The organism is Acinetobacter sp. YWS30-1 (assembly GCF_033558715.1).
GTDB lineage: Bacteria > Pseudomonadota > Gammaproteobacteria > Pseudomonadales > Moraxellaceae > Acinetobacter.
Genome location: NZ_CP114606.1, coordinates 1,504,046 through 1,528,982 on the forward strand (window position 1 = coordinate 1,504,046; position 24,937 = coordinate 1,528,982).

Annotated in this window: 22 protein-coding genes and 4 pseudogenes; 14 read left to right on the forward strand and 12 right to left on the reverse strand. The window is 38.9% G+C overall.

The annotated features are described in order from the left end of the window. Positions 1 to 412: 412 nt before the first annotated feature. The 3 genes from O4M77_RS07045 (at position 413) to O4M77_RS07055 (ending at position 1,896) form a co-directional block, all read left to right on the forward strand. Positions 413 to 1,015, forward strand: a complete 603-nt coding sequence (locus tag O4M77_RS07045; RefSeq protein WP_034706681.1) for a nitroreductase family protein — start codon at positions 413 to 415, stop codon at positions 1,013 to 1,015. Positions 1,016 to 1,146: 131 nt separating this feature from the next. Beyond that, positions 1,147 to 1,512: a hypothetical protein gene (locus O4M77_RS07050; RefSeq protein ID WP_034706678.1), complete on the forward strand. Its 366-nt coding sequence runs from the start codon at positions 1,147 to 1,149 to the stop codon at positions 1,510 to 1,512. Between the two features lie 15 nt (positions 1,513 to 1,527). Continuing rightward, positions 1,528 to 1,896 carry a hypothetical protein gene (locus O4M77_RS07055; RefSeq protein WP_034706676.1) on the forward strand — a complete coding sequence of 123 codons (369 nt, stop codon included), beginning with the start codon at positions 1,528 to 1,530 and terminating at the stop codon, positions 1,894 to 1,896. Positions 1,897 to 1,930: 34 nt separating this feature from the next. Here O4M77_RS07055 and O4M77_RS07060 read toward each other — a convergent pair whose 3' ends face one another. Next, positions 1,931 to 2,212, reverse strand: a complete 282-nt coding sequence (locus O4M77_RS07060; protein ID WP_323714059.1) for a damage-inducible protein J — start codon at positions 2,210 to 2,212, stop codon at positions 1,931 to 1,933. Between the two features lie 681 nt (positions 2,213 to 2,893). Between O4M77_RS07060 and O4M77_RS07065 the strand changes: the two genes are divergently transcribed. Continuing rightward, positions 2,894 to 3,661, forward strand: coding sequence for an alpha/beta fold hydrolase (locus tag O4M77_RS07065; protein WP_323714060.1), 768 nt, complete (start codon positions 2,894 to 2,896; stop codon positions 3,659 to 3,661). Positions 3,662 to 3,698: 37 nt separating this feature from the next. Here the strand turns inward: O4M77_RS07065 and O4M77_RS07070 are convergent. Continuing rightward, positions 3,699 to 4,653, reverse strand: a pseudogene (locus O4M77_RS07070) (M15 family metallopeptidase). A gap of 481 nt (positions 4,654 to 5,134) precedes the next feature. Here O4M77_RS07070 and O4M77_RS07075 point away from each other — a divergent pair. From O4M77_RS07075 to O4M77_RS07085, 3 genes are all read left to right on the forward strand, one after another. After that, complete coding sequence (locus O4M77_RS07075) at positions 5,135 to 6,397, forward strand: carbohydrate porin (RefSeq protein WP_323714061.1); 1,263 nt, start codon at positions 5,135 to 5,137, stop codon at positions 6,395 to 6,397. Between the two features lie 166 nt (positions 6,398 to 6,563). Next, positions 6,564 to 8,966: a glucose/quinate/shikimate family membrane-bound PQQ-dependent dehydrogenase gene (locus tag O4M77_RS07080; RefSeq protein WP_323714062.1), complete on the forward strand. Its 2,403-nt coding sequence runs from the start codon at positions 6,564 to 6,566 to the stop codon at positions 8,964 to 8,966. Positions 8,967 to 9,198: 232 nt separating this feature from the next. Then, positions 9,199 to 11,322: a TonB-dependent receptor gene (locus tag O4M77_RS07085; RefSeq protein ID WP_323714063.1), complete on the forward strand. Its 2,124-nt coding sequence runs from the start codon at positions 9,199 to 9,201 to the stop codon at positions 11,320 to 11,322. Between the two features lie 287 nt (positions 11,323 to 11,609). Here O4M77_RS07085 and O4M77_RS07090 read toward each other — a convergent pair. Beyond that, positions 11,610 to 12,013: pseudogene (locus tag O4M77_RS07090) on the reverse strand (tautomerase family protein). A 183-nt stretch (positions 12,014 to 12,196) separates the two neighbouring features. On the opposite strand from O4M77_RS07090, the gene O4M77_RS07095 reads away from it, so the two are divergent. Both O4M77_RS07095 and O4M77_RS07100 read left to right on the forward strand, forming a co-directional pair. Beyond that, a complete protein-coding gene (locus O4M77_RS07095) occupies positions 12,197 to 12,487 on the forward strand; it encodes a hypothetical protein (RefSeq protein ID WP_004785797.1) in 291 nt (96 codons plus the stop codon). Between the two features lie 182 nt (positions 12,488 to 12,669). Then, positions 12,670 to 13,050, forward strand: a pseudogene (locus O4M77_RS07100) (IS1595-like element ISAcra1 family transposase); the annotation flags it as partial. A gap of 29 nt (positions 13,051 to 13,079) precedes the next feature. On the opposite strand, the gene tnpC reads toward O4M77_RS07100, so the two are convergent. The 3 genes from tnpC to O4M77_RS07115 all read right to left on the reverse strand — a co-directional run bounded on the left by tnpC (position 13,080) and on the right by O4M77_RS07115 (position 15,495). Beyond that, complete coding sequence (gene tnpC, locus O4M77_RS07105) at positions 13,080 to 14,705, reverse strand: IS66 family transposase (RefSeq protein ID WP_046890010.1); 1,626 nt, start codon at positions 14,703 to 14,705, stop codon at positions 13,080 to 13,082. Between the two features lie 74 nt (positions 14,706 to 14,779). Continuing rightward, positions 14,780 to 15,115, reverse strand: a complete 336-nt coding sequence (gene tnpB / locus O4M77_RS07110; RefSeq protein ID WP_035270816.1) for an IS66 family insertion sequence element accessory protein TnpB — start codon at positions 15,113 to 15,115, stop codon at positions 14,780 to 14,782. After that, positions 15,112 to 15,495 (reverse strand): transposase, encoded by a 384-nt coding sequence (locus O4M77_RS07115; RefSeq protein WP_019383553.1) that lies wholly within the window; start codon positions 15,493 to 15,495, stop codon positions 15,112 to 15,114. The genes tnpB and O4M77_RS07115 overlap by 4 nt, the downstream gene beginning before the upstream one ends. A gap of 86 nt (positions 15,496 to 15,581) precedes the next feature. Here O4M77_RS07115 and O4M77_RS07120 point away from each other — a divergent pair. Next, a pseudogene (locus O4M77_RS07120) lies at positions 15,582 to 15,872 on the forward strand (IS1595-like element ISAcra1 family transposase); the annotation flags it as partial. Positions 15,873 to 15,962: 90 nt separating this feature from the next. Here O4M77_RS07120 and O4M77_RS07125 read toward each other — a convergent pair. The 4 genes from O4M77_RS07125 to O4M77_RS07140 form a co-directional block, all read right to left on the reverse strand. After that, positions 15,963 to 16,412: a BLUF domain-containing protein gene (locus O4M77_RS07125; protein ID WP_323714064.1), complete on the reverse strand. Its 450-nt coding sequence runs from the start codon at positions 16,410 to 16,412 to the stop codon at positions 15,963 to 15,965. Positions 16,413 to 16,627: 215 nt separating this feature from the next. Further along, positions 16,628 to 17,635, reverse strand: a complete 1,008-nt coding sequence (locus tag O4M77_RS07130; protein WP_323714065.1) for an HlyD family secretion protein — start codon at positions 17,633 to 17,635, stop codon at positions 16,628 to 16,630. A gap of 34 nt (positions 17,636 to 17,669) precedes the next feature. Next, complete coding sequence (locus tag O4M77_RS07135) at positions 17,670 to 17,870, reverse strand: DUF1656 domain-containing protein (RefSeq protein WP_166137203.1); 201 nt, start codon at positions 17,868 to 17,870, stop codon at positions 17,670 to 17,672. Between the two features lie 3 nt (positions 17,871 to 17,873). Further along, complete coding sequence (locus tag O4M77_RS07140; RefSeq protein WP_323714066.1) at positions 17,874 to 19,949, reverse strand: FUSC family protein; 2,076 nt, start codon at positions 19,947 to 19,949, stop codon at positions 17,874 to 17,876. A 424-nt stretch (positions 19,950 to 20,373) separates the two neighbouring features. Here O4M77_RS07140 and O4M77_RS07145 point away from each other — a divergent pair, with 424 nt between their 5' ends. Next, positions 20,374 to 21,168 (forward strand): IclR family transcriptional regulator, encoded by a 795-nt coding sequence (locus tag O4M77_RS07145; protein WP_034170898.1) that lies wholly within the window; start codon positions 20,374 to 20,376, stop codon positions 21,166 to 21,168. Between the two features lie 360 nt (positions 21,169 to 21,528). Here O4M77_RS07145 and O4M77_RS07150 read toward each other — a convergent pair whose 3' ends face one another. Further along, entirely contained in the window at positions 21,529 to 22,458 is a 930-nt protein-coding gene (locus tag O4M77_RS07150; protein ID WP_323714067.1) for a LysR family transcriptional regulator, read from the reverse strand. Between the two features lie 134 nt (positions 22,459 to 22,592). On the opposite strand from O4M77_RS07150, the gene O4M77_RS07155 reads away from it, so the two are divergent. From O4M77_RS07155 to O4M77_RS07165, 3 genes are all read left to right on the forward strand, one after another. Further along, a complete protein-coding gene (locus O4M77_RS07155; RefSeq protein ID WP_034170896.1) occupies positions 22,593 to 23,021 on the forward strand; it encodes a DMT family transporter in 429 nt (142 codons plus the stop codon). A 12-nt stretch (positions 23,022 to 23,033) separates the two neighbouring features. Further along, positions 23,034 to 23,498 (forward strand): DMT family transporter, encoded by a 465-nt coding sequence (locus O4M77_RS07160; RefSeq protein WP_034170895.1) that lies wholly within the window; start codon positions 23,034 to 23,036, stop codon positions 23,496 to 23,498. 120 nt (positions 23,499 to 23,618) lie between these two features. Continuing rightward, positions 23,619 to 24,317 (forward strand): DUF1826 domain-containing protein, encoded by a 699-nt coding sequence (locus O4M77_RS07165; RefSeq protein WP_323714068.1) that lies wholly within the window; start codon positions 23,619 to 23,621, stop codon positions 24,315 to 24,317. 65 nt (positions 24,318 to 24,382) lie between these two features. Here the strand turns inward: O4M77_RS07165 and O4M77_RS07170 are convergent, their stop codons facing one another. Continuing rightward, the gene (locus tag O4M77_RS07170) at positions 24,383 to 24,877 is read right to left on the reverse strand and encodes a flavin reductase (RefSeq protein WP_323714069.1); all 495 of its coding nucleotides are present in this window, start codon (positions 24,875 to 24,877) and stop codon (positions 24,383 to 24,385) included. Positions 24,878 to 24,937 lie beyond the last annotated feature (60 nt).

The window sequence follows — 24,937 nt, forward strand, 5'->3', positions numbered from 1 at the left end:
TAAGCTGATTCATTCAATTTCATCCTCCAAATTGGGGGATGATTTTTTTATAGCGATTTCTAAGGATTGACATTTCCCTTATGACAATAAATAGCCTAAGCAAATTTCTATATTTATCATCAAAACAACTTTCTGCTACATCATTGAACATGGTGACTTATTTTAAAACAGAAATTGGCTCAGAAAAGGGCATTTATTTTATCGTTTGATAAAAAATAAATTAAAAAACTATTCTTTATCAAAAGAATATATAAAGATATTGCTTTAATAATATAGCTATTCCAGTCATATTTTTTTAAGCTATCAGTACTTGTGAGTAAATGAATCACAGAATTCTTATTCATTAGAATTCCTTCATAAAAATAAGTGAAGGTTCCAGTTTTCCCGAAGATATATCCAAGGATTTAACCGAATGTCGAATCAGTTTTTAGATTTAATTACAAAACGCCGTACTATTTATGCCATTGGTAAAAATGTAGAACAGTCTCCTGAATATTTAACTGATTTGATTCAAAATGCGATCAAGCAAAGTCCGTCATCTTTTAACTCGCAATCATCTCGCGCCGTTATTTTATTTAATGGCGAACATGAAAAATTCTGGGGTTTTGTCGCTGATAAATTAAAAAGCTATGCCAAAGATGAAGAAAGTGCTGCAAAAACGACTGCAAAAATGGCAACCTTTGCTGCAGGTACGGGTACAGTTTTATTCTTTGAAGATCAAAATGTAGTAAAAGGCTTGCAAGAGCAATTCCCATCTTATGCCGAGAATTTCCCAATCTGGGCAGAACATTCAACTGCTATTGCTCAGTTCTCTACCTGGACAGCATTGCATACTGAAGGCTTGGGTGCATCTTTACAACACTATAATCCGATAGTAGATGAGCAGGTTCATGCAGAGTGGGATATTCCAGAAAACTGGAAACTTCGTGCTCAACTGGTATTTGGTTCAGTTGAAGGTGAAGCACGTGCGAAAGATTATCTGGAAGATGATCAACGCTTCAAAGTTTTCCAATAAGCTTAATTTCCGATCTGTCTTTAATCATTTTTAAGGACAGATCTCCAGGTTGTTTATAAAAATACGCATTAGATTTTTTAAAACTAGGCTAAACTAAAGCGGTATTTAAAGAATTTAATGAGTCAAACCGAATGTCGAAAAACACGCAGAAGTTATCACCATTACAGGAACTGATTGCAGAGCAGAAATTGCTGTGTGAAGAGGTCGGTTCTGCCTATGTAGAAGTAAGTGGTGATGATGTCGTTGCAGTGGCTGTACATACCCTGAAGCAGGATCCAATTGTCGGAATCCGTAGAAAGCCTGAAACAGAAGAAAATATTAGCTGGTATATTTATGGTGGTGAACTGGCTTCAAATGAAGATGCTTTTGAAACCATGACTGTGCGTGAGTTACAGGATATCGCCCCTGAAGTTTTACCTTATCTGGCTTTAGAGCAGGGCTACCGCTTCATGATTGATGCAGATGATTATGAAGATGTCTGGAAAGAAGAAAACTAAAAGAAGACCTTCGAAATGATCAAATCCTCATCTTTAATATGTACTTTCTTTATTTGCATGCAATTGAACAATATGGCTTTTGCCGAAAAGCTTTCACAAGCGGACTATGATCAGTTTATTGCCAAACAAACAAAAATAGTCAATGAAACCAAACATATTTTAGATGAGCCAGATCAGAATGCAGATGCACAAAGTCAACGTCAGGCATTCTGCCAGCGTTTAACGGCTTATGAAGAGATTCAAAAAGTTTCTGAAGAAAATCATGAACTCAATATGGCGTCCACAATGGCGATGATTGCTAAAAGCTTTCTGGATCGACAAGCACAGAGCATGAATAATTCAGGTATGACCACCGCAATATTTTGTAAGAGTAGGGAAGTGTAATTAAGCTATAAAAGCAAGAGCATCGTCTTGAGTTTTAATAGCCACCATCATCATTTAAAAATGCATCCTTCTGTTCTGGAATGGAAACTTTGACAGTTGGAATAGAGTAACTCGCTGCTGTTAATCGAGCTATATTGAAATCCTTAGTTCCTACTTGAGGGATAATAGGTATTTGACCTGTTCGAACAATTTCACCATAAACTATCGTGATCAATTCTGCTGGAGTTAAACCCGCTTCTGCTATTACACATTCTGCTGATTCAACAACGTCTTGTTCCACTAAGAATTTAATACTTTTTTTAACTAAATTGTTCATAAGATAGCCTTAGAATACATTTTATACACTACTTTAAACTATCAGATATGAAGCATATAGAAGCTAATGAAATTAAATATTCATATCTTATTTAGGGATGTTGGCCTGAATGAAGGTATATGAATCAAAAGGGTAGGGCCAAAAAATTAGCTCGTTTTTTCGACTCTCAGCTTGCTTATAAAATGCATAAATACTCTGATACGTAGCATAAGGATTTCAGTGCTTTTTAAATTACTCATTAAATAAACTTTATAAAAATCTATTTATATACAAATTTTACCGGGTATATATCAGCTACTTTTGAAATTTATTAAGAAATATTAAATATTTATGTGTTTCTTTTTTACTCAAACGAAGGGCGGTAAAATCATTGCACGCTAAAATAGCCTAAGCAATTTTCTACTTTATATTTATTCTCGCAAAATCCATATCCCATAATTAAAACTTAATATCAAATAAACCTCTAAAACTCATATATTTCCTAAAAATTTTAAAATATTTTTTTTATTAATGATCTAGTGTGACACTCAATTATGAGCAGATATTGCAATTTAGCTTAAGCAGATTTTACTTTAATCAAAATAGCCTAAGCAAAATTTTAATTTTTGTCATTGGCGATTGATTAACTTCCAATATAACTCCACTATTAACACTTAACATAAGAAATCACGGAATTCTCAAATGATCCTGAATTATCAAACACAAACCTATGAAACATCAACTTTAGCACCAATAGTATTTATTCATGGTTTATTTGGTAGTTTAAGTAATTTAGGTATGCTAGCTAGGCATTTTTCAGAGCAGACAACTACGATTCAAATTGATGTCAGAAATCATGGTTTATCTGGCCATTCTGATGAAGTAAATTATCAAATCATGGCCGAAGATATTTTAGAAACTTTAGCCAGTTTAAATATTAAAAAATTTATTGCAGTCGGGCATTCGATGGGCGGAAAAATTGTCATGAAGCTGGCAGACCTAGCGCCTGATCAGATTGAAAAACTGGTTGTACTAGATATCACACCAATTCAATATCAAGAAAATCATCATTCTGAAATATTTAAAGCCTTGTTTGCAGTCCAGCAGGCGCAAGTTGCTTCACGGAATGAAGCAGCAAAAATTATGCGTGAATATATTCAAGAGGAAATGGTCATCCAGTTTCTTTTAAAATCATTCAATAAAGGGCAGTGGTTGTTTAATGTGCAAGCACTGTTTGATTATTATGAAGATATTACTGCTTGGGAGAAAATAGAAAAAAATGAACTTCCAGCATTATTCTTAAGAGGTGGAGATTCATCGTATATCTCTAAACCTGAACATTTTGAAGCCATCAATCAGCAGTTTATTCATGCACAGATTGAAGTGATTGAAAATGCAGGGCACTGGCTACATGGTGAAAAGACGGCGGAAGTTTTGCAGCATATGCAAAATTTTATTGATGAAAAATAAATTATATTGATGAGCAGATTTACCTTCTGCTCATTCTTTATGGCTGAGATATTATTGCATGAGTTTGCAACTGACTTTCATTTATTAATTGATAAGCCATTTCAGGAGTTTTCTTCAGACCAGGCATACGATATTCCGTATGTCCGTAATCCTGAATGGATTTCCAACGTCCCCCCCCAAGTGAGTCCTACTGATTCTGCGATCTGTCCATATAACTGGTAACCACGCATAGCCCATGGATCACGTTCACTAATTACTACTTTGCCATGACGCTTAAAAGCAATATCTGCAGCCAAACCAAACTGGTGATAACTCTGAAAACCTTTGGCTCGGGTAATATTACTATTGGCCGCCAGTGAGTTCTGTCTTTCTGGGCTCCGATATCCTTCAAGCAATACCAGTTCATAGCCATACTGTTCCTGCATGATTTTAAATACCATCAATAAACGCTGCTTAAAACGCGGATTCATCTTGTGCCATTTGCGATCAGCCTGATTCAGATCTTGAGAGTGGTTTAAATGTATATCCTGAATATTGGAATTAAATCGTTGCGCTGAAATTACCGGTTGATGGGCATATTGATCTTCCTGCAAAGCTTCAAGAATGAGAGCTTCATCAACTTCTTCAGGTGGAGTCAAAATTTGACCTTCCAAAAGTGCATATATTTGCGGGTCGACTTTTTGTAAATAACGTGCCTCAGACATACTGGCAGAAACAGGCCGAGTCAAAGAAAACATCAGGATACTGATAAATAATATAGATCCTGCAATCAAGATCCACCATTGTTGTAAATACCAATGTGATTGTAGATAGTCTGGAGATCCAGCCAGTTTAAATTGATGTATAAATTGCTTAATTGTGATGAACTGTTTTTTAGTTTGTGGCAGCCATGCAATTAAAGAGTTCTGTATATGCTGCCTAAGCTCATAGAATTGCATCAAAACCAAAATACAGCTGAGAAGAATAAAGCTGCTAATAATGATAAAAATCATCTAGCAGTCATCCCATTCGAGCAGTTTAATATTAGCTTGATATTAAAATATTCATAAATTAAAGCATTTTTTTCCAGTAAGAAATGACACATTATTTGATATAAATAGATCTAGTTTTTTCTCAATTTTCCTCGCTAAGAAACCCAAGAATAGAAAAGCGACGACCATTAAATTTTAGTATAAAAAATAAGCAAAAAGGCCAGGTATTTTTTTATTACACAATTCGAATTGGTAATTTTTTGTACAAAAGAACTGATGTAGAAAAATTATTTATAGATAGTATTATTTTTATTAATATTATATTTAATTCCTCTTAAATTATTGAATTTAAAATTTAAAATTTTCTTAAATTAAAATTAACAAAAGGATTAGATTAGCTAAACTTCATAACATTATTAATACTTTTCCTTCATTATTTGAAACTAAAAAATTAAATGAGTGTACTATATTTAGTAAAAACGTAATTAAGGTGAAGCATTTAATGTCTATTTCTCCCTTATCTAAGGCTGTCTATACATCCTTAGTTGGATTGCTATTGGCAAATACAACTACTCAGGCCGCTGATGCATTTAGTGCAGAAAGTCCGTGGATGTTGGGTGACTGGAATGGTCAACGTATTCAGCTTCAAGAGCAGGGCTATGATTTTAGCTTTGGATATACAGGTGAAATGGCAACTTTACTTGACGCGAAACGCTCAAATAGCCATGGCACAGAATATACAGGTCAGTTAAACCTGGGTACTCATCTGGATCTGGAAAAAATTGCTGGCTGGCAAGACACTGAAGCACAAATTACAGTAACTCATCGCGATGGTCGCAACCTTTCGAATACTTCTGATGCGCTTACAGGACATTTAAGTTCAGTTCAGGAAGTATGGGGGCGCGGTCAAACTTGGCGTCTAACAGATTTCTGGATCAAGAAACAATTCTTGGATCAAAAACTGGATGTAAAAGTCGGACGTTTTGGTGAAGGTGAAGACTTTAACAGTTTTGATTGTGACTTCCAGAATCTGGCATTGTGCGGTTCACAAGTGGGTAACTGGGTAGGGGATCAATGGTATAACTGGCCAGTTTCTCAATGGGCTACGCGGGTTAAATATAGCCTTACCCCGGAAGTTTATACTCAGGTAGGGGTTTATGAATACAATCCTGAAAATGCTGAGAATCGTGGCAAAGGCTTTAACCTGAGCACAGACGGATCTAAAGGCGCGATCATTCCTGCAGAAGTGGTGTGGACACCGAAACTGGGTGAGCAAAAACTGCCAGGTGAATATCGTGCCGGGTATTACTACAGTACCGCTGATGCCAAAATATTTGATGGCGTGACTCTACAAGATGAACAAACCCAAAATGGTCATCATCACGGGGGGTGGATTGTAGCTAAGCAACAGCTGACTTCACATCAAGGGGATACATCACGTGGTTTAAGCGGTTTCGTGAACGTCACTGTTCATGACTCTAAAACCAACCAAGTTAGTGATATGCAAAATATCGGTCTTGTCTACAAAGGTGCGATGGATGCCCGTCCACAGGATGAAATTGCTTTGGGTGTTGCCCGGATTAATATGAACAATGATGTATTGGGTAACCGTAGTGAAGAAGTCGATGCGGAAATCTATTACGGCATTCATGCAACTAACTGGCTAACCATCCGTCCAAACCTGCAATATGTCCATCATGTCGGCGCATATAAAGACGGTGAAAATGTCTGGGTAGGCGGAATCAAGTTTAATACGTCGTTCTAATCGGAGTTTTTAGTTGCAAATACACAATTGATTCTTCCATTACTTTGGGGCATTGATGAACTGATACTCCAAGTATTCATGTATTTATAACTAAGAACTTAACAATATGGTGTCTATGCCGCTTAAGTGCTTAGACGTTCAAGAAATCAAAAAAAAGGTGTTCAATATGAATACTTCGTCTTCAGGTTCAGTACTGAAAACGATTCTGGCAGCTATTGCTGCCATTTTCGGTTTGGTTCTGCTATTTGGAGGAATATATCTGGCAACACTTGGTGGGTCTTGGTACTACATCATTGCCGGTCTGTTCTTCCTGGCGACAGCCGTGTTATTACAAAAACGTAAAAGCACAGCCCTTATTGTTTATGCAGTATTGGTCCTTGGTACAGTGGTATGGGGTCTTTGGGAAGTGGGTTCAGACTTCTTTGCACTGGCACCACGTCTAGATATTTTAGGCCTGTTTGGTCTGGCCCTGCTGATTCCTGCAGTAACTCGCGGTTTTGGCGACAGCAAAGCGGCAAAAATGGCGCTGACTGGCTCCTTGGCAATTACGATTGCTGTCATGATTTACTCTGTATTTAATGACCCGCAAGAAATCCGTGGCGAATTAAAATCACAGCAACCTGCAGTGCATCAGTCTATTCCAGGTATTGCTGACGAAGACTGGCCAGCCTATGGTCGTACTCAATCCGGCCTACGTTATTCTCCATTGAAACAGATCAATTCTGAAAACGTAAAAGATCTTGAACTGGCTTGGGAATTCCGTACTGGCGATACTAAAACAGATAAAGACTCTGGTGAAACCACCAATCAGGTGACTCCAATTAAAGTGGGGAACAACCTGTTCATGTGTTCAACTCACCAATATCTGATTGCACTTGATCCTGCGACTGGTAAGGAAAAATGGCGCTTCGATCCTAAACTGAAAGCGGACAATACCTTCCAGCATTTAACTTGTCGTGGCGTATCTTATTATGATGCGAATAATACTGCAGGTTTTGAAAGCAGCCTGGCTGCACGTTCAACAACTTCTGCTGAATGTCCTCAGAAAGTGATCTTACCAGTCAATGATGGACGTCTGGTCGCAGTGAATGCGACTACTGGTAAAGTATGTTCTGACTTTGGTAACAATGGTGAAGTTGATCTGCAAAAAGACATGCCATTTCCATATCCAGGCGGTTATAACCCGACTTCACCTCCAGTGATCACAGGTACAACCATCATTATCGCGGGTTCAACGACGGATAACTACTCAACTGAAGAACCTTCAGGTGTAATCCGTGGTTATGACGTAAATACCGGTGAATTATTATGGGTATTTGATACTGGCGCAGAAGATCCAAACGCGATTCCAGCTCCTGGTCAAAAATTCGTAAATAACTCACCAAACGCATGGGCACCATTGGCTTATGATGCACAGTTGGATATCGTCTATGTACCAACAGGTGTAGGCACACCGGATATCTACGGTGGTCACCGTACTGAGCTAGACGAGCGTTATGCAAACTCTATGCTGGCACTGAATGCGTCTACCGGTAAGTTGATTTGGAACTTCCAGACTACTCACCACGACTTGTGGGATATGGATGTACCCGCTCAACCGACATTGACTGATATCAAAGACAAAAACGGGAAAATGGTTCCAGCGATCTATGTGCTGACCAAAACCGGTAATGCCTTTGTGTTAGACCGTCGTACAGGTGAAGCGATCGTTCCGATTACTGAAAAACCAGTACCTCAGTCAGTAAAACGCGGTCCGCAAACTAAAGGCGAGTGGTATTCAAAAACTCAACCGTTCTCTGACTTTAATCTGGCTCCTCAAGATAAATTGACGGATAAGGACATGTGGGGTGCCACTATGTTTGACCAGTTGATGTGTCGTGTATCGTTCAAGAAATTAAACTATGACGGTATTTATACACCTCCATCTGAAAATGGTACGTTGGTGTTCCCAGGTAACCTCGGTGTATTCGAATGGGGCGGTATGTCAGTCAACCCAGATCGTCAAATTGCATTGACCAATCCAATTGGTTTGCCATTTGTATCTCGTCTGATTCCGCAAGATCCGAACCGTAAGCAGACTGCCAAAGGTGCAGGTACTGAAGCGGGGGTACAGCCAATGTATGGCGTGCCTTATGGTGTTGAAATCAGTGCCTTCCTGTCTCCATTCGGCTTACCATGTAAGCAACCTGCATGGGGTTATGTGGCTGGTGTTGATCTGACCAATCATGAAATCGCTTGGAAACGTCGTATCGGTACGATTCGTGACAGTATGCCGGGCATTCCATTGCCTCCATTTAAAATGGGTGTACCAATGTTAGGTGGTCCAATCTCGACTGCAGGTAATGTGATGTTTGTCGGTGCAACTCAAGACAATTACATCCGTGCGATCAACGTGACTAATGGTGATGAGCTGTGGAAAGGTCGTCTACCTGCAGGTGGTCAAGCGACGCCAATGACTTATGAAGCCAATGGTAAGCAGTATGTTGTGATTATGGCGGGTGGTCACGGTTCCTTCGGTACCAAAATGGGTGATTCTTTGGTTGCCTATGCACTACCTGACAATAAATAATGAAGTTTTATAGTTAAGTAAAAAAGCCTGATTCGTCAGGCTTTTTTATGCAAAATACAGGCTGTTATGACAATAAAGCTTGATTAGAAAATCATGAACCTTTAGCTCAGCTTTCCTGCAAGTATTCAGTTTGATCTTATGCAGATGCTGAGTCTTTAAAATTAATAAGACACTTTTAAAACGTTTGAACTCCCATGGCATGAGTGAATGCCAGATATCAGGAATATTAGCTATGCACCTTCATACCACGCGGTTGCCGATGAAATCGACTTTATCCTGTCTGATTGCTTGTATCAGTCAAGGAATTTATGCGGAAGAACCGGTTACAGAGGTACAGCGACTGGCTCCCATTGTGGTTGAAGCAACCCGTACAGATCGTTCCATTCTGGAAACCCCGGCATCTGCCTATTATCTGAATCAGGAACAACAAAATAGCTTAAATGTAAACCTGTCTGAAACCTTAAAAGGTGTACCAGGTTTGCAACTCAATAACCGCGAAAATTACGCTCAGGATCTACAGATTTCAATGCGGGGCTTCGGTGCACGTTCGACTTTTGGTGTGCGAGGAGTACGTTTATATGTAGATGGTATTCCAGCCACCATGCCAGATGGGCAGGGGCAAACCTCGAATATTGACCTGAATAGTCTGGATCATATTGAAGTGCTGAGTGGTCCATTTTCCTCGTTATATGGTAATTCTTCTGGCGGAACCATCCTGACACAAAGCCGTGAAGGGCAGGGACCGGATTCAATCACTTTGGGATATTCGGGTGGCAGTCAGAATAAAGGCCAAACTAACCTGGTACTACAAGGTGGTTCAGAAAATGCTTCTGAACCAAGCTATATCATCAGTTCATCTTATTTTGATACGGATGGTTTCCGTGATCATAGTGGTGCACATAAAGTACTGAACAATGCCAAGCTGACTTGGGATCTGGACGATGGCTCTAAAATTAACTGGGTCAATAACTATGTCAAAATTGCAGCAGATGATCCAGGTGGTTTAGAAAAAAAGGATTGGAAAGCTAATCCGAAACAAGTTGTTGATAATGTACGTGATTACAATGCTCGAAAAGAAATTGAGCAGTTTCAGACCGGTCTGACTTGGAACAAACCAATTGGTGATCAGCAAGAACTATATGGTATGGCATATTGGGGGCAGCGTGAAGTTACTCAATATCAATCAATTAAAAATGTTGCTCAAAATAAACCTCAACAAGCTGGTGGTGTCATTGATTTTGATCGTCAGTTTTATGGCGCAGACCTGCGCTGGACAGGTAAAGATATTTTTCCTAATACCAAACTGATTGCTGGTGTTGCAATTGATGGCATGACTGAAGATCGTAAAGGATATAAAAACTTCGTTGGTAGCACTTTAGGGGTTAAAGGTGAGCTTCGTAGAGATGAAGATAATACTTTGTGGAGTGCAGACCCTTATTTACAAGCTTCTTATAACTTTGTACCTGATTTAACGCTGGATACTGGATTGCGTTATAGCAATGTACATTTTAAAACTGAAGATCATTATATTGTAGGTGAAAATAAAGATAACTCAGGTAAAACTACTTATGAGAAACTTTTACCTTCAGTTGCTTTAAGCTGGAAAATTCTTCCTGAATTAATCACTTATGCAAGCTATGCACAAGGTTTTGAAACACCAACATTTACCGAAATGGCTTATCCAGCAGATGGAAGTACACGAAAATTTGACTTAAAGGCATCAGAAAGTGAAACCTATGAAATTGGGACGAAATCTGATACTTCATTTGGACAATTTACCGCTGCAGCCTTTTATACAACAACTGAAAATGACATTGTCTCTGCTGGAAGTGATAATGGACGTTCAACCTTCCGTAATGCAGATAAAACCCTAAGAAAAGGATTAGAGCTATCTTGGAGTAAAGACCTGTGGCGTAATCTGGCAGCACAAGCCAGCTATAGCTATATTGATGCAAAATTTGATGCAAATATTCCCGCTGAGGGGGCTGTAGCTGCAGTTCCAAAAGATAACTATATTCCCGGCATTGCTAAGAATCAGGCTTTCTTAAGCTTGGGTTGGAAACCTGAAAATGGTTTAAGTGCAGGTATAGATGTTCGTTATAGTGATAAGATTTATGTAAATGATGTGAATTCAGACTTTGCACCCAGCTATACAGTTACTGCAGCAAATATAGGATATAGCTGGACAGTGAATGATTGGGCTTTTAATACTTTTACACGTATAGATAACTTATTTGATAAAAACTATTCAGGCTCAGTTGTTGTGAATGATATGACCAAACCAATAGGCCGTTACTTTGAACCAGCAGAAGGTCGTAACTGGAGTGCTGGATTAAGCGTGACAAAAGAGTTTTAATTTAAATGTGACTTAAGCTTTCTCAATTTATTCAAGATCCATGTTCACATGTGTATGTCCGCCAAGATCAGCAATAAGTGCGAATCTAAGGCGGACATTTTTACTTTGGAGAAACCGGACATTTCTATTTTGGGCTTACAGATTCATTTCGTATAATGTATATTATGTTAAATAAGATATTATGCATATAGCCTATTCCTGTATGTAGCACTCACCAATTAGTTAATATGTCTTTTTCATCCTAGTCATGTTAAACGTAGATATTAAGATTAGTCTTAAGGTTTTCTTTATACATAACTTACTAAGATATTTACCTCGTAACCTAGATGAAGCTCATCCGCAATTTTCCCTCGAACACCCCAATTTTCTTTTAGGAGTTTCAAATATAGTTATTTGAATATCATTAGATTTAATTTCACATAAATGACTTATATTTTTAAATAAAGCCTAAATAAATACTCTCTTGGTCTCTTTGTTCTTCCTTCAAACATTCAAATCTCGATAATGATCTAAGATCTGGATCGATCCTTTGAGTAAATAAAATTTTCAGACTCTAAAGGTATAAATCGTTGAAAAATCTTTTCTCGGGGCAATTTAGCTCTTTGACTAAAGCTTGATGAATAGCTTTACTCAGTTCTATTCTATGTAGTTCGATTGTTTTATTTAAAGCATAAATTTTTATTTGAGACATTGTTTTCTACGCTCTTATAGTTACAGTTTTAATTATAGTGTGCGCTTTAATCTGGCTAGCGTTGTTGTTCAGCATCATTCATAAAAAGTTCAATTATTTATACAAAACAACTAAATGCTGTCCTGTCTAAATTGATAAAATTCTGGTCCTCTATAAAAAACTTGAAGATCGATAAGGACTAAAGTGAACAGACAACATGATTTACCTGAACTAAGTAAATATAGTGAGCTAAGTAGCGATGAACAAGTAGCTATTCATCAAATGCTTATCTCTTACGTACGCTCAGATCACTTTTATAATATTATCTTGACTCACAATGTTGAACCCTATGACTTGGTTAAGCTTGTAAGTATTAGTTTTGAGAATAGAGACGCAGCTATCTGGGTTCATTTCGAAACAATAACTGCTGAAAGACTAACTATGCCTCTCGATTTTATTTCAAGAATAGAAATATGTAATCAGGAAATATTTTAAATATTGAGACTTGAAGTGCTGGAATTTATTTAAGTTGTCTCGGAATTTTAAATCTATTAAAAAATAGAGACGGTTAACCATCTCTATTTTTTAAAACTGAAAATTTAATTATTTTATAAATTTCAATAACTTAAAATTATAAAGGCTCTAGACTAGCAAAATGATTATGTTAGTCTAGAATCATGATAGAAAACAGTAAATTAAGTCACTACAAGATTAAAAAAATTATTCAATGCTTTTGTGTTGATATTCCTGCTTCCAAAACAGCCTTATTACTCAATTTAAATCGTAATACGATTAACTATTGGTACATGCTTTTTAGAGAAACTATCTATGATCATCAAACAGATTTAAGAGCTAAGTTTGTTGGTTCAATAGAAGTAGATGAAAGCTATTTTGGAGCGAAAAGGCAACGTGGGTTTCATGGAAAGTTAAAGCGTGGTCGTGGGACTCTAAAACAGCCAGTATTTGGAATATTCGAACGTAATGGGCGCGTCTATACTGAAATCGTACCTGACTGTAAAATGAAGACTTTACAAGAGGTTATCATTGGTAAAGTTTCGTAAGCGTCCGCTGAATCCCATACCAATTTTTAATTCGATTTAGGTTTCCAGCAGTGTGGCAGTAACTCTTCAATCTGGGTCACTTTATGTGTCGGCAGCCTTTTCAGCACATCACTTAAATAGGCATACGGATCCAAGCCATTCAGCTTTGCTGACTGGATTAAAGTCATGATATTCGCCGCTCGCTGGCCGCTGCGCAGCGAACCTGCAAACAGCCAGTTCTTGCGCCCCAACGCCCAAGGTCGCATTTGATTCTCGACCCAATTATTGCAAATAGGTAGATTGCCATCATCCAGATAGCGGCTTAAAGCTGGCCAACGCTTCAGAGTGTAATTGATAGCCTTGGCGGTAGGAGAACTCGATGGCACTGTCAGATGATGTTGGTTGAGCCATTCATATAGTTGTTGCATCACTGGTTGACTATGCTGTTGTCGGTATTCGCGGCGGTCTTCCGCTGTACCATCGGTCTTTTTCCTGAGCTCTGCTTCTATCGCATACAGTTTCTGAATCAGCACTAATGCCTGTTCAGCGACCTGACTTTTCCCAGTTACATGCAGTTCATGGAATTTACGACGTGCATGGGCCATGCAGCCCACCTCTATGACCTGGCCTGATTTAAAGCGTGCTTTATAACCACTGTAATCATCACAGACTAGATAACCCTGCCAGCCTTTCAAGAACTCTGCAGCATGCTGGCCTGAACGACTATCCTGAAAGTCATAGATCACCGCCTGAACTGGATTGTACTGTGTAGTGGCATAGGCCCAGACATAACCTTTCTTCGGTTTTTTATCATTCTCCCCCATCCGCATGATGGTGACCGGTGTTTCATCTGCATGCAGCACCTGCTGTTGCAGCACCACCTCTTTTAAGGCATTGGCCAGAGGTTCCAGTTCTACACCGCAGCGACCTATCCAGTCAGATAAAGTTGATCTAGAAAGTTCGATTCCCGCCCGCTGATAGATCAGACGTTGACGGTACAGCGGCAAATGATCGGCATATTTCGATACCAAAACATGGCTGAGCAGTTCAGGTGAAGCAATGCCTTTATCAATCACATAGGCGGGCATCGCTTGCTGAGTCAGGGTGTCACACTGATCACAGACCCATTTACCACGCACATGCTGTTCCTTATAGAACTGTGCCGGTCTGAAATGCAGTTTTTCACTGACATCTTCGCCGATACGCCGGAGTTGGCATCCACAAGCACATTGGGTTGATGCAGGTTCATGCTCAATACGGATGGTGTGTAGATGATCTGGCAGTGGTCGACGTTTAGGTTTATTGGTTTTGGCTTTCTGTGTCGCTGCATTGGTTTTATCTGCATTTAGCCGTTCCAATTCTAGATCAACCGCGGCAATATCTTCTTCAACCGCTTCATCCCACAGATGGATTTGTTTTGCCGTTAAGTGTTCATTCTTTTGGGCGAATTTGTGCTTTTTAAACAGCGCCAGTTCATGCTCGTATTTTTGATTGAGAATAGAAAGATGTTGAACTTTAGAATCTAATTGCTGATTGGTGACTTCAAGATGTTGAACTCTGGCATCTAATTGCTGGTTTGATTGTGCTAGAGACTGATGCTGCATCGCCAACTGCCGGGTAAATTCCAGCAGTTGTTCATGGGTCAGTTGGCTTAAGTCAGGCAGCGTATTCATGACCGCAGTATGCCTGAGGTCATGAGAAGAATGAAATAGAACGTTTGGAGAATAGCAGAATGGAACAGCCTGGTTTAAAGCATCGTCACCACCTGCTGTCGTCCAATGCGCTGCCAGGGCAAACCTTGGATCAGTGCCTGTAACTGTTCCGGGCTGAGGGCCACGGTTTCACCTTGGTGAACTTGAGCCCAGTGAAATTTGCCCTGTTCCAGCCGCCGGGCACACAGCCAGATGCCCAGTCCATCATGTACCAACACTTTCATGCGATGGCCACGTTTATTACAGAACAGGTAAGCACAATGCGGTTTGATGTAGCCAAAGGCTCTCACCACCTGAGCCATGACAGTATCCATTCCTGCTCGCATATCCATGGGCTGGGTAGAGAGCCAAATTTCATTGATACGGATCATGTTGCCAGTGCCTTGAGTAATTCTGCCAAGGCAGGTATTTCTGATGTCTGCCATTTTAGCTGAATATCATTATTCGTATGAGGCACGGTGATACACAACGTGATCCTCTCATCAATAGGTTGGCTGATTGCAGCAGTGTAAGGCAAAGCAATAAATGCTGGATTCACATGAGTAGGATCCTGCACGGCACCATCATGATGGCTGAAGATCCTGATCCAACGACTGACAAGGTTGGCATTAATACTATGTTGCAGTGCGACCGAAGCGATCGAGGTATTAGGATTTTTGCAGGCATTGACAATACTGAGTTTGAATTCTTTGCTGTATTTTCGGCGTTTTTTAGCAACAGGAGGTGTTGCTGAATATATATCCATGTTCATGGATTAAGTCCCCACTTGTTTTTAGGTGGGGACTAAATTAAGGCTTATAGGATCGCTTGGTAAGGCTGTGTTAGCCGGATGCTTACAAAGTTTCACTTGAGAGTGTGATTTATAGTGATGGATGGCGTGGCTATAATGGTCTTGTTGATGTGGGTTATTCAAAGCATTTTAGGGTAAATCACGGAGCAAATGAGTTTGCTAGAGGAGAATGTCATATAAATGGAATAGAATCATTTTGGAGCTTTTGTAAAAGAAGGCTAGCAAAGTTTAACGGCATATCAAAAGAGTACTTTGATTATCATCTTAAAGAAACTGAATGGCGTTGGATGAGGGAACCTAATGAGTTAGCAACTGAGCTGTGGAACCTCATTAGGTAAAATTAAGTGTAAATCTGCTAGTCTAGAGCCATTATAAATATAACATGTAATATAGCAATTTCTTTAAATTAACATATCACATGTTACATCTTAAGCTGACGCCATCACCTGAGCTTTGTATAAATTATCTTCGTGCTGTCTGAGTAATTCTATAAAAGCAGGAATAGTATCTGGATCCAGGAGATAAGGATTAAATCCATCATGATGATTCTTGATAAAGAACTCAATGAGATCATTATGGACATTGGCATACTTCATGTGCCAGCTAGAGAAAAGATATGAGTCGATTAGTTCATAAGAGAGAATTTCACAGTTCTTATGGCGTGGATCTTTGACTATTCGATTATAGAAAAGGTCTTTTACACTTTCTTCAGTGCCTTCCAAACACTGGACAAAATAATTATTTCCGAAATAGAGTGCGCCAAAGATTTTGTGTAACTCATTAAATTTTAAGGCTTCTGTTAAAATATTATAAAGTTCAGAAGTAGAGTATTTCTCATCTTTGAACTTACTTACATATAAAAGCCTTACATCATTCATAATAAAAATTTCCTCCTGCTTAAAAAAGGTCCATATGAAAATATAAAAATTTGAACGAATGGTCAATAAAAATGTAATGACAAGGTAATTTAATGGTCAAATTACATACTTCTTATTATTACTTTTTTTATATAGCTGTTTGATCTTTTAAATCAGGATTCATAATAAGGTTCTCTTTTCGTCAAGAACCTTATGTTATTGGATTACAGGTCAGTTTATTTTTCTTGCTTTTCTATATGCACTGTTGCTGTTCGCCCTGCAACGAAGGCAAGTTCATTCTTTGGTAACTCATCCAGAATAATCTTAACAGGGACACGTTGGGCTAAACGTACCCAGCTAAAGGTTGGATTCACATTCGCTAAAAGTCCTGAACCAGCCGTACGTTCGCGATCTTCAATCCCCGAGGCAATACCTTGCACATGGCCCTTAAGTTTTTGCGAATCACCCATCAGCTGAATGATGGCAGGTGCTCCCACGTAAATTTTATCTAGTTTAGTTTCTTCAAAATAACCCACTACATAGAGTTGTTTGCGATCTAGTAATGCGGCAACCGCTTGGCCAACTTTGACATAGTTCCCTTCTTTTAATTCAAAATTTGATAATGTCCCATTTGCCGGAGCAACAACTTCTGAACGATGTAAATTAAGTTGCGCGAGATTGAGGTTATTTTCAGCGACTTGTATTAATGCCTTTTGCTGTTCGATATTCGCTTTGGCCTGTTCGATTGCAGCTAAGGACTGCTCATGCTCGGCATATGATTCATCTCGTGCAGCAAAAATCTGATCCTGTTCCTGTTTTGAAATAGCACCATCCATTAAACTTGAATAACGGCTCGCATTCTTGTCTGCCAGATGAATACTTGCTTGGGATTTCACGACATTGGCTTTAGCATTCACCAGTTCAGCCTCAGCTTGCGCTAGACCTGCTTTTGCTTTCGCAAGATCCGCACGAGCTTCTTCAACATCCAGTTCTTGACGTTCAACATCAATTTTAAATAATGGCTGCCCTTTCTTGATGGTCTGGTTATCTTGCACCAGTACTTCTGTGACCAGGCCTGAAATATCTGATGACACCTGAATAACATCACCACGTACACGCCCGTCCCTCGTCCATGGCTCAGAATTATAATAATTCCAGATATGTCGAATCACTAAAATGGCGAGAACAGCCACTACCGTCAAAAGTACAGGTCGCAAATATTTGCGTAAATTGACAGATGTCATATACGGTTTTCCTCAATCATTTTAATATCAGGCCTCATAGTAATAAGCCTGCCCAATGGACGGCGCCCAGCAAAAGTACGTAAATGCATAAGTAGAAGATATTTGGCATGATGATCCAGTCATTCGCGATTAGCCTGTCTAGCCATTTCATCAAGATTCTAAGCAGAACATAGGCAATCACAGCTTGAATTAATAAAATCGGCACATACACACCATAGATATTCAGCTCTCCCATGTATTAATCTCCTGCGCCTACATATCTTGGCGGTGTCTTGATATGACATAAGCTGCTACGAATATTGTTGAGTGAAATATGCAGCCGTTCTACAATATCTGTATGTTCCTGCATGATGAGATCTGCTTCTAGAGCCTGTATGTTGTTAATTAACTGTGTGAAGGCAGCATCATAATTTTGTCCAATTTCTTTGGCACGAAAATATTCATCCAGCTGTATTTGAAGATCTTCGAGTTGCTGGGTCAAAGGCTGCTGTTCAGGTAACTTGAGTATGAGTTCCTGTAACCGTGCCAGATCCACGACGGCGCTGGATTCAATGAGTGCCTGATTGATTTTATTTTTCAGATCTTCAGATTCTACTGCTTTAGTATTTAATACCCCGATGCGGTCAATCATCGTACGTAAATGAATACGGAACCGTACCCCATAAGGAATATACAGTGCCTGACGAATGGCTCGATTATGAATAGCCAAAATGCGCTGTACGGTTATATCTGGCGACATTGCACGGATCATATGGATAATAAATACAGCGATGATTGGCCCGATCACTGTACCAATTGCTGCATCGAAGAAAGAAATTTGATCCAGGGTATAACGGTTCTGAAAATTCAGCCCCATGATCGTCCCCATCAACAAAGGCAAACCAATTCCAACTAAGGGTGGATGCAAAAAAAGCATCAGGCAATATACGCAGAATGGTGCAAGTACAAGTGCTAACTGCCAAAATTCTATAATGTTTGGAAAAATTCCATAGGCATATATGAAGATCACGATCGAAGCATATAAGCTACTGCGAATAAACAGCTTCAATGCAGGCACCGGATTATCCAGCGCCGTTAAGATACATGCACTGATCGCAGCCATTTCAGCCAGCATAAATCCAGCTTTCCAGCCGCTTAAGATCCAAAAGGCAGTAGCAATAAAAACTGTGAGGCATGCAGAAACCCCGCCCCGCACTGCTACGCCATGATCACGATGTAAAGTTGGATAGTTTGTAGTAAGTGGAACAATCATTTCAGGCAGTGAAGTATCCCCCTGTTGGATTCGCTGCCAGATCAACTTAATTGCATGGATATTCTGAATGAAATGGCGGATATCCATTTTCAAGCTTTTCAATATCACAATTTGACCATCTTTTGAATGTTCAAAAATTTTCAGGAAATCTATTTCAAAATCAGTAGGAAGCTGATTCAATTCAGACTCTTTCAATAGATGTTCATCTGTTAGATATGTATTAATTTTGGAATGTAAATCTGCCAATGACTGGCGATATCCTGTATCAATGAAGTCTAACTGTTGCATGCGTTCAGACATCGCCACCAAATTACTCACCAGCATTGTGATCTGGTTCAGCATTTCCTGCAGTGGTTTGGTCATTCCCTGTAGAGCTGATTTTTCATAGCTTAAATGAACAGCCATGACATGAATATCTGCAATATCTCCAGCCAACTTGCTTAAAGCTTTTGTATAGTTCTGATCTTGACGTGGTTCCAATAGAATTTTATTAAAAATCTGCTGAGTATCCGCTAAGGTTTTACTGACACGACTTTTCACTGCGGGGCCAATATGCATTGGAAATATGGTCGTCGTCACAATCGCGCTGCAAACGACGCCAATAGTAATTTCCAGAAAGCGTCCTACCGCCATATCAAATAATGAGGCAGTATCAATAAAGTAAATGATATTAAAGCAGATGATGACTGTCGTATATCCAGCCAGCATCAGTATATAACTGCGCGGTGTACGATCAAGCAGAGAGAAATATAAGCAAAGACCAACCCAACAGGATAAAAACAGCGTAAACAACCACGGGGTATTGATTAGCCAAGGAGTAACTGCAACTGCCACAATTGCGCCTAATAAAGTACCTAGTACACGATAGATACTTTTTGAAGCGGTCATTCCCGTATAAGGATTGGCAATAACGAAAACTGTGCCAATAGCCCAAATCGGATAAGCAAGATCCAAACTCAACGCAACGTAGAGCGCCAAAATACCAGCCACAAACGTTTTAGTCGCAAAAATCCAGTCCATTTTATTTGGACGAAATGCGAGTAAAGATTTTATAAGCAGCATGGTTTCTCTCTAAGAGCTTATTTTATTTTCTAAAGCAAATAACCTGCCCACCAAGCCCAAAGAACTCAGTGACAAAATTTTTACTTGTTGAAAGTCTATAAAATTAGAATATTCAGCTGATTAAACTGAAACTGGTTGATGAAAATATAAAAAGCAAAAGATAATGCTTTGCTTAATTATTCATCATTGGATATTTGTGTAAGTAATTTTTTCAAATAAACGCTTTATTGTCAATAAAAATATCTTTATATGAGAATAAGTATGATTTTTTATCATTGCACAGGCAGTTAGGCTGAATATTTGTATCTTTTCTTCCTCTATCCTCATGATTCGAGAATTTTAGGTAAATAGTTGCCTCTACTACCCTCTTTTAAGCTAAAGTGAGTCATAACCTTTTTCAATAGTCAGCACTTCAGGTTTTTTTATGGCGCAAGCAAGTTTTGGAAAAATTCTTACTGTTCTCGATCTATTTTCATTATCACGTTCAGTGATTAATGTAGATATCATCAGTGAAGAATTAAACCTCTCCAAACCCACCAGTTATCGCTATTTAAAAGAATTGGTGTCGGCTGAATTATTACAGCGAATCAGTGGCACATCAGGTGACTACACCCTGGGTTCAAAAATTGCTGTTCTAGATTATATTTCAAGAAAAACTGATCCTTTGGTACAGATCAGCATTCCCTTTATGCAGGAAATCGTCGAACGGACTGAGTTCTCTTGTATATTGACTCATCTCAATTATGATTCTTGTATCGACTTACATGATGAAGTCTTTAAAAATGCACATCTGCTTTCATTTGGACGCGGTTGTCCACGTCCGGTCTATGTAGGTTCATCTTCAAAAGTCATCATGGCACATTTACCGAAACAAGCGTTGCTTGACTATTATCAACGTTATGCAGATGCATTTGCAGAAGTGGGATTTGTGCAGAATGAAACCGCTTTTCTGGAACAAATGAGAAAGATCAAAAAACAGGGATATTATTATTCTAGTGGTGAACTTGATCCTCAAGTTGCAGGTTTGTCTGTACCAGTTAAATTCTCTCTTAAAGAGCCACCTTTAGCGCTTACTTTATTAGCTTCAAAAAATAGATTTGATTTTGTAAATCTGGAAAAATTAGTACAAATTCTTCAGGAGAAAGCACAGATTATTGAAAATAAGTTCCTCCACCATCCTGAAAGCACCAGTGATATTCGTAATAATTTAATCAAATAAAATTTAAATTATGTTTGAAAAACTATTCATATTCTCATAATATGATTATCAGTCTTTAAGCCATAGTATTCTTACTGAATTAAATGGCGAGAAGATTCCTCAGAGGTAAAAAAGCCTATTTCGAATGAGATAGGCTTTTTTATTTTAATTTTGGATTTATAGCAATAATGCAGATACATTTAAGGAAATTTAAGAATTTTACAATTGCGATGTGTAGATAAAATCTAAAGTTAGAAATTTGAAATCATATAAGTTCTTCCATTTTATGCTTTTCATCTTAGCTCTTCCTTAGAATCCTTCTTGATCAAAAAAGATAACTAAGAAACCAATTAAGCTTTTTATAATTGGATCATAAAAATTTTAAAACTTAAGAATATTATCCCAGTACGGCGGATCTCCAATTTCTTTTAAAATGAAATCAAGCACAGTTCTAACCTTTTGCGAACGAATTCTGTTTTCAGGAGAAACCAGATGAATCCCTATAGAATAAGGCTCTACTGTACTGATCCAGTCAGGAAGAAGTTGAACCAGTTTATGTGTTTTGAAATAGTCTTCCGTAAAAATCCAGGTTGGAAATAATACAATCCCCCGTCCTTCCAATGCCGCATGTACCAGGACTTCTGCATTATTACTTCTTAAAGGCCCTTGTGGCTCAATTAAAATCGGAGTGTCATGCTCCTGTTGACGGAAATACCAGCGTTGGCTGCCTGAAACGCCCTTATACACCAGACATTGATGATTCTGAATCTCGTGTGGGGAATGTGGAGTTCCATATTTTTCAAGATATGCAGGACTCGCACACAGTACATATTGTTGATCACAGACCTTGCGTGCAATTAATGCTGAATCCTGTAATGAGCCAATCCTTATCGCAATGTCTACGCCTTCTTGTACAGGATCAATAAAAGTATCCGTCAAGATCAGCTCGACTGAAAGATCCGGATAGCTATCATGCAATTTATTCACTATACGCGATATATGTAGCCTTCCCAACGCAACCGCTGTATTGATACGAATTAACCCTCTGATTGCATTTTTACCAGAAATTTCTTCATTGGCTAGATCTAGCGTATCAAGCACTTCCTTAATTTGCACAAAGTACTTTTCTCCTATGTCAGTTAGCCGAACAGAGCGTGTATTACGATAAAAAAGTTGTTGCCCAATTTCCTGTTCAAGTTTGGAAATAAAACGAGATACTGAGGAAGATGGAACCTGAAAATGCTTTGCCGTAGCTGAAAAACTGCCTGTCGTTGCCACCATCACAAAATAGCGTAATGCATTGAGTTGCATACTTGATCTATCCCTGAATTTAATTCAATCATTTTATTATTGTCATAATAGCAATTATGTTTTGAAAAATTGCGGAATTGTAGCTTTTAAATAAGAGAATATAATTCGTTGCTTTCTTCCTTTGGAAAGCATATATGAAACAGTTGTGGATTTTCCCATTAGTCGTTCTTGCAGGTATGGGGTTATCTGTTGAAGCGGGTTTACTGGGTCCACTCGGGGAAGAAATTGGGCATTTCTGGGCGACCTTGGGAATTTTCGCGATCGGATCACTGCTCTTAACCTTGGGGTTGATCTTCAGCCGTCCAAAGCTTTCTCTCATGTTCAAGCAGCCACGGTGGCAACTGACTGGCGGTATATTAGGCCCTATATATGTAGTGGCTTTAACTGTAGCGACACCTCATATTGGCGTTGGCCTGACCATGGTGGGCATCCTGTTTGGCCAGGTTGCAACCAGTCTTATTATTGATCACTGGGGTTTGTTAGGTAGCCATAAACGGGCTGTAGACAAATATCGTATTGGCGCGCTGGTAGCTATTTTAGCTGCATTATGGCTTATTCAATAAGGAAGCTTCTCCATGATTTATATAATGTTATTAGTCGTTATTTTTGGCGGAGCAGTTTTATGTGCTCAATCTTCAATTAATGGTCGTTTGGGCGCTAAAGTAGGTGTATTAGAAAGTTCTTGGCTGACATTTGTCTTAGGTGCTCTAGTCAGTTTTCTAATCGCTTTCTTTCTTGAACCCAACCATGCATTGAATTTATTCACCGCACCAAGATGGCAATTAACAGGTGCATTTTTTGGCGTGGCCTATATGCTTACGATTGTATTTGCTATGCCTAGACTGGGCGCTGCTGCCACCACTGTCGCCGTCATTAGTGGCCAGTTATTAATGAGTCTGCTCATCGATCATTTTGGATGGTTGAATAATCCGGTGATTCATTTAGATGGATCCAGACTAGCAGCAATTGCCCTATTAGCTGTTGCACTATTTTTTATCTATAAAAGTAATATTGCAGCCAAAGCACAAGCTGAAAATTAAGATACTGTGAAAGGAAAGAGATTTTAGGTTTTAAAATCTCTTTTTTTATGAGCTCATAAAGTTATTTTGAGGAATCTAAGGGTAATATTAGGCATAGTTCATAAGTCATTTCACTTAAGCATGCATAATCAATTTTCAGGCAATAAACAAATTCGTGTAGTCTCAAACTTTTCAGAACTCGTTAATTCGGATTTTAAGGGTGCGATGAATGCGATTTGCTGGTCTAGAAATTTAGCGGGTGATTTTGCCGAGATCGTGAATAAGCTTCATTTACAGGAAAATATGACTGAAGTTTCAATTGATGATCTTATGAAACTCCAGCTGTCAGAAAGCGGTCATCTGGCAAGAAAGATTATCTTAGAAGATATACACCTACTGACTGACTACGGCGCTTCCCCTTCACTCAATCTGCTCAAATGCTATGAACGGGATAATGAGCTCGATTTCATTACTACAGATGTCTATTCATTCCATGTCGATCGCTCTCCGATTGAAACAGATACTTTCTTATGTACCTATCATGGTGCTGCAAGCGATATCTTGCCTAATGATCAGGTGGAACAAAAGATTCTGATTCCAGAAATCAGGGCAAAGCTGAAAGAATTATATGATGGCCCAGAAGCCGGATTTGAAGGTTTTCTGGAAGAGTATTTCTTTGATCTGCATTATCAACCTAAGCCTAATGCAAAACCTGTAAATTTAGGTCAGGGACATCTTTGGCGATTGGCAGTCGATCATCCAGCCCAAAGAGCCCTACCTTGTGTACATCGGGCTCCGGTTGAAAATGAGGGTGAATATCGATTGCTTTTGATTTGTTAAATTCGATACAAATCTTAAAAATGAGAAAATCCACATTATCTTATTGTCATTTTTCTCATTTTCATTCAAGCAAATTCTAACTGTCCAACCGAATGGTAAGTACGATTAAAATACACCAGGCTCTGATCTTGTTCTCTCCGTTGAATCGCAACCACTCGACACATAAAGATACTATGTGTCCCTACTTGCTGGATATTCTCGATTTCACAGTCAAAACTCACTAATGCATCGCCTAGTACAGGTGAGCCTGTTTTTAGTATTGTCCAAGAACCTAATTGAAATCTTCGTTCAGAACTGAATTTGCTGGATGCGAATGCATTAGAAATCTGTTCGTGCTGTGGACCTAAGACGTTCACTGACAAAATTTTGTTCTCAATAAAATGCACATGTGAACGAGATGACTGATTCATACAGACCAGCAATGTCGGTGGTGTATCAGTCACGCTGCATACTGCAGATGCCGTAAAACCATGCATTCCTGTCTCACCCGAGGTTGTAATGACATTCACTGCTGTGGTGAGTAAGGACATGGCATTTCTAAAGTCAGTCGCTTCAATCATCTCTTAAATCCCTAATTGACTATCGCTTTGATGAAGAGCGGTAAAAGTACATGTATTCCT

What these genes read in the sequence shown, in the direction of transcription:
- O4M77_RS07045 (WP_034706681.1), top strand. Translation starts at nt 413, where the DNA reads ATGTCGAATCAGTTTTTAGATTTAATTACAAAACGCCGTACTATTTAT.
- O4M77_RS07050 (WP_034706678.1), top strand. Translation starts at nt 1,147, where the DNA reads ATGTCGAAAAACACGCAGAAGTTATCACCATTACAGGAACTGATTGCA.
- O4M77_RS07055 (WP_034706676.1), top strand. Translation starts at nt 1,528, where the DNA reads ATGATCAAATCCTCATCTTTAATATGTACTTTCTTTATTTGCATGCAA.
- O4M77_RS07060 (WP_323714059.1), bottom strand. Translation starts at nt 2,212, where the DNA reads ATGAACAATTTAGTTAAAAAAAGTATTAAATTCTTAGTGGAACAAGAC.
- O4M77_RS07065 (WP_323714060.1), top strand. Translation starts at nt 2,894, where the DNA reads ATGATCCTGAATTATCAAACACAAACCTATGAAACATCAACTTTAGCA.
- O4M77_RS07075 (WP_323714061.1), top strand. Translation starts at nt 5,135, where the DNA reads ATGTCTATTTCTCCCTTATCTAAGGCTGTCTATACATCCTTAGTTGGA.
- O4M77_RS07080 (WP_323714062.1), top strand. Translation starts at nt 6,564, where the DNA reads ATGAATACTTCGTCTTCAGGTTCAGTACTGAAAACGATTCTGGCAGCT.
- O4M77_RS07085 (WP_323714063.1), top strand. Translation starts at nt 9,199, where the DNA reads ATGCACCTTCATACCACGCGGTTGCCGATGAAATCGACTTTATCCTGT.
- tnpC (WP_046890010.1), bottom strand. Translation starts at nt 14,705, where the DNA reads ATGAATACGCTGCCTGACTTAAGCCAACTGACCCATGAACAACTGCTG.
- tnpB (WP_035270816.1), bottom strand. Translation starts at nt 15,115, where the DNA reads ATGATCCGTATCAATGAAATTTGGCTCTCTACCCAGCCCATGGATATG.
- O4M77_RS07115 (WP_019383553.1), bottom strand. Translation starts at nt 15,495, where the DNA reads ATGAACATGGATATATATTCAGCAACACCTCCTGTTGCTAAAAAACGC.
- O4M77_RS07125 (WP_323714064.1), bottom strand. Translation starts at nt 16,412, where the DNA reads ATGAATGATGTAAGGCTTTTATATGTAAGTAAGTTCAAAGATGAGAAA.
- O4M77_RS07130 (WP_323714065.1), bottom strand. Translation starts at nt 17,635, where the DNA reads ATGACATCTGTCAATTTACGCAAATATTTGCGACCTGTACTTTTGACG.
- O4M77_RS07135 (WP_166137203.1), bottom strand. Translation starts at nt 17,870, where the DNA reads ATGGGAGAGCTGAATATCTATGGTGTGTATGTGCCGATTTTATTAATT.
- O4M77_RS07140 (WP_323714066.1), bottom strand. Translation starts at nt 19,949, where the DNA reads ATGCTGCTTATAAAATCTTTACTCGCATTTCGTCCAAATAAAATGGAC.
- O4M77_RS07145 (WP_034170898.1), top strand. Translation starts at nt 20,374, where the DNA reads ATGGCGCAAGCAAGTTTTGGAAAAATTCTTACTGTTCTCGATCTATTT.
- O4M77_RS07150 (WP_323714067.1), bottom strand. Translation starts at nt 22,458, where the DNA reads ATGCAACTCAATGCATTACGCTATTTTGTGATGGTGGCAACGACAGGC.
- O4M77_RS07155 (WP_034170896.1), top strand. Translation starts at nt 22,593, where the DNA reads ATGAAACAGTTGTGGATTTTCCCATTAGTCGTTCTTGCAGGTATGGGG.
- O4M77_RS07160 (WP_034170895.1), top strand. Translation starts at nt 23,034, where the DNA reads ATGATTTATATAATGTTATTAGTCGTTATTTTTGGCGGAGCAGTTTTA.
- O4M77_RS07165 (WP_323714068.1), top strand. Translation starts at nt 23,619, where the DNA reads ATGCATAATCAATTTTCAGGCAATAAACAAATTCGTGTAGTCTCAAAC.
- O4M77_RS07170 (WP_323714069.1), bottom strand. Translation starts at nt 24,877, where the DNA reads ATGATTGAAGCGACTGACTTTAGAAATGCCATGTCCTTACTCACCACA.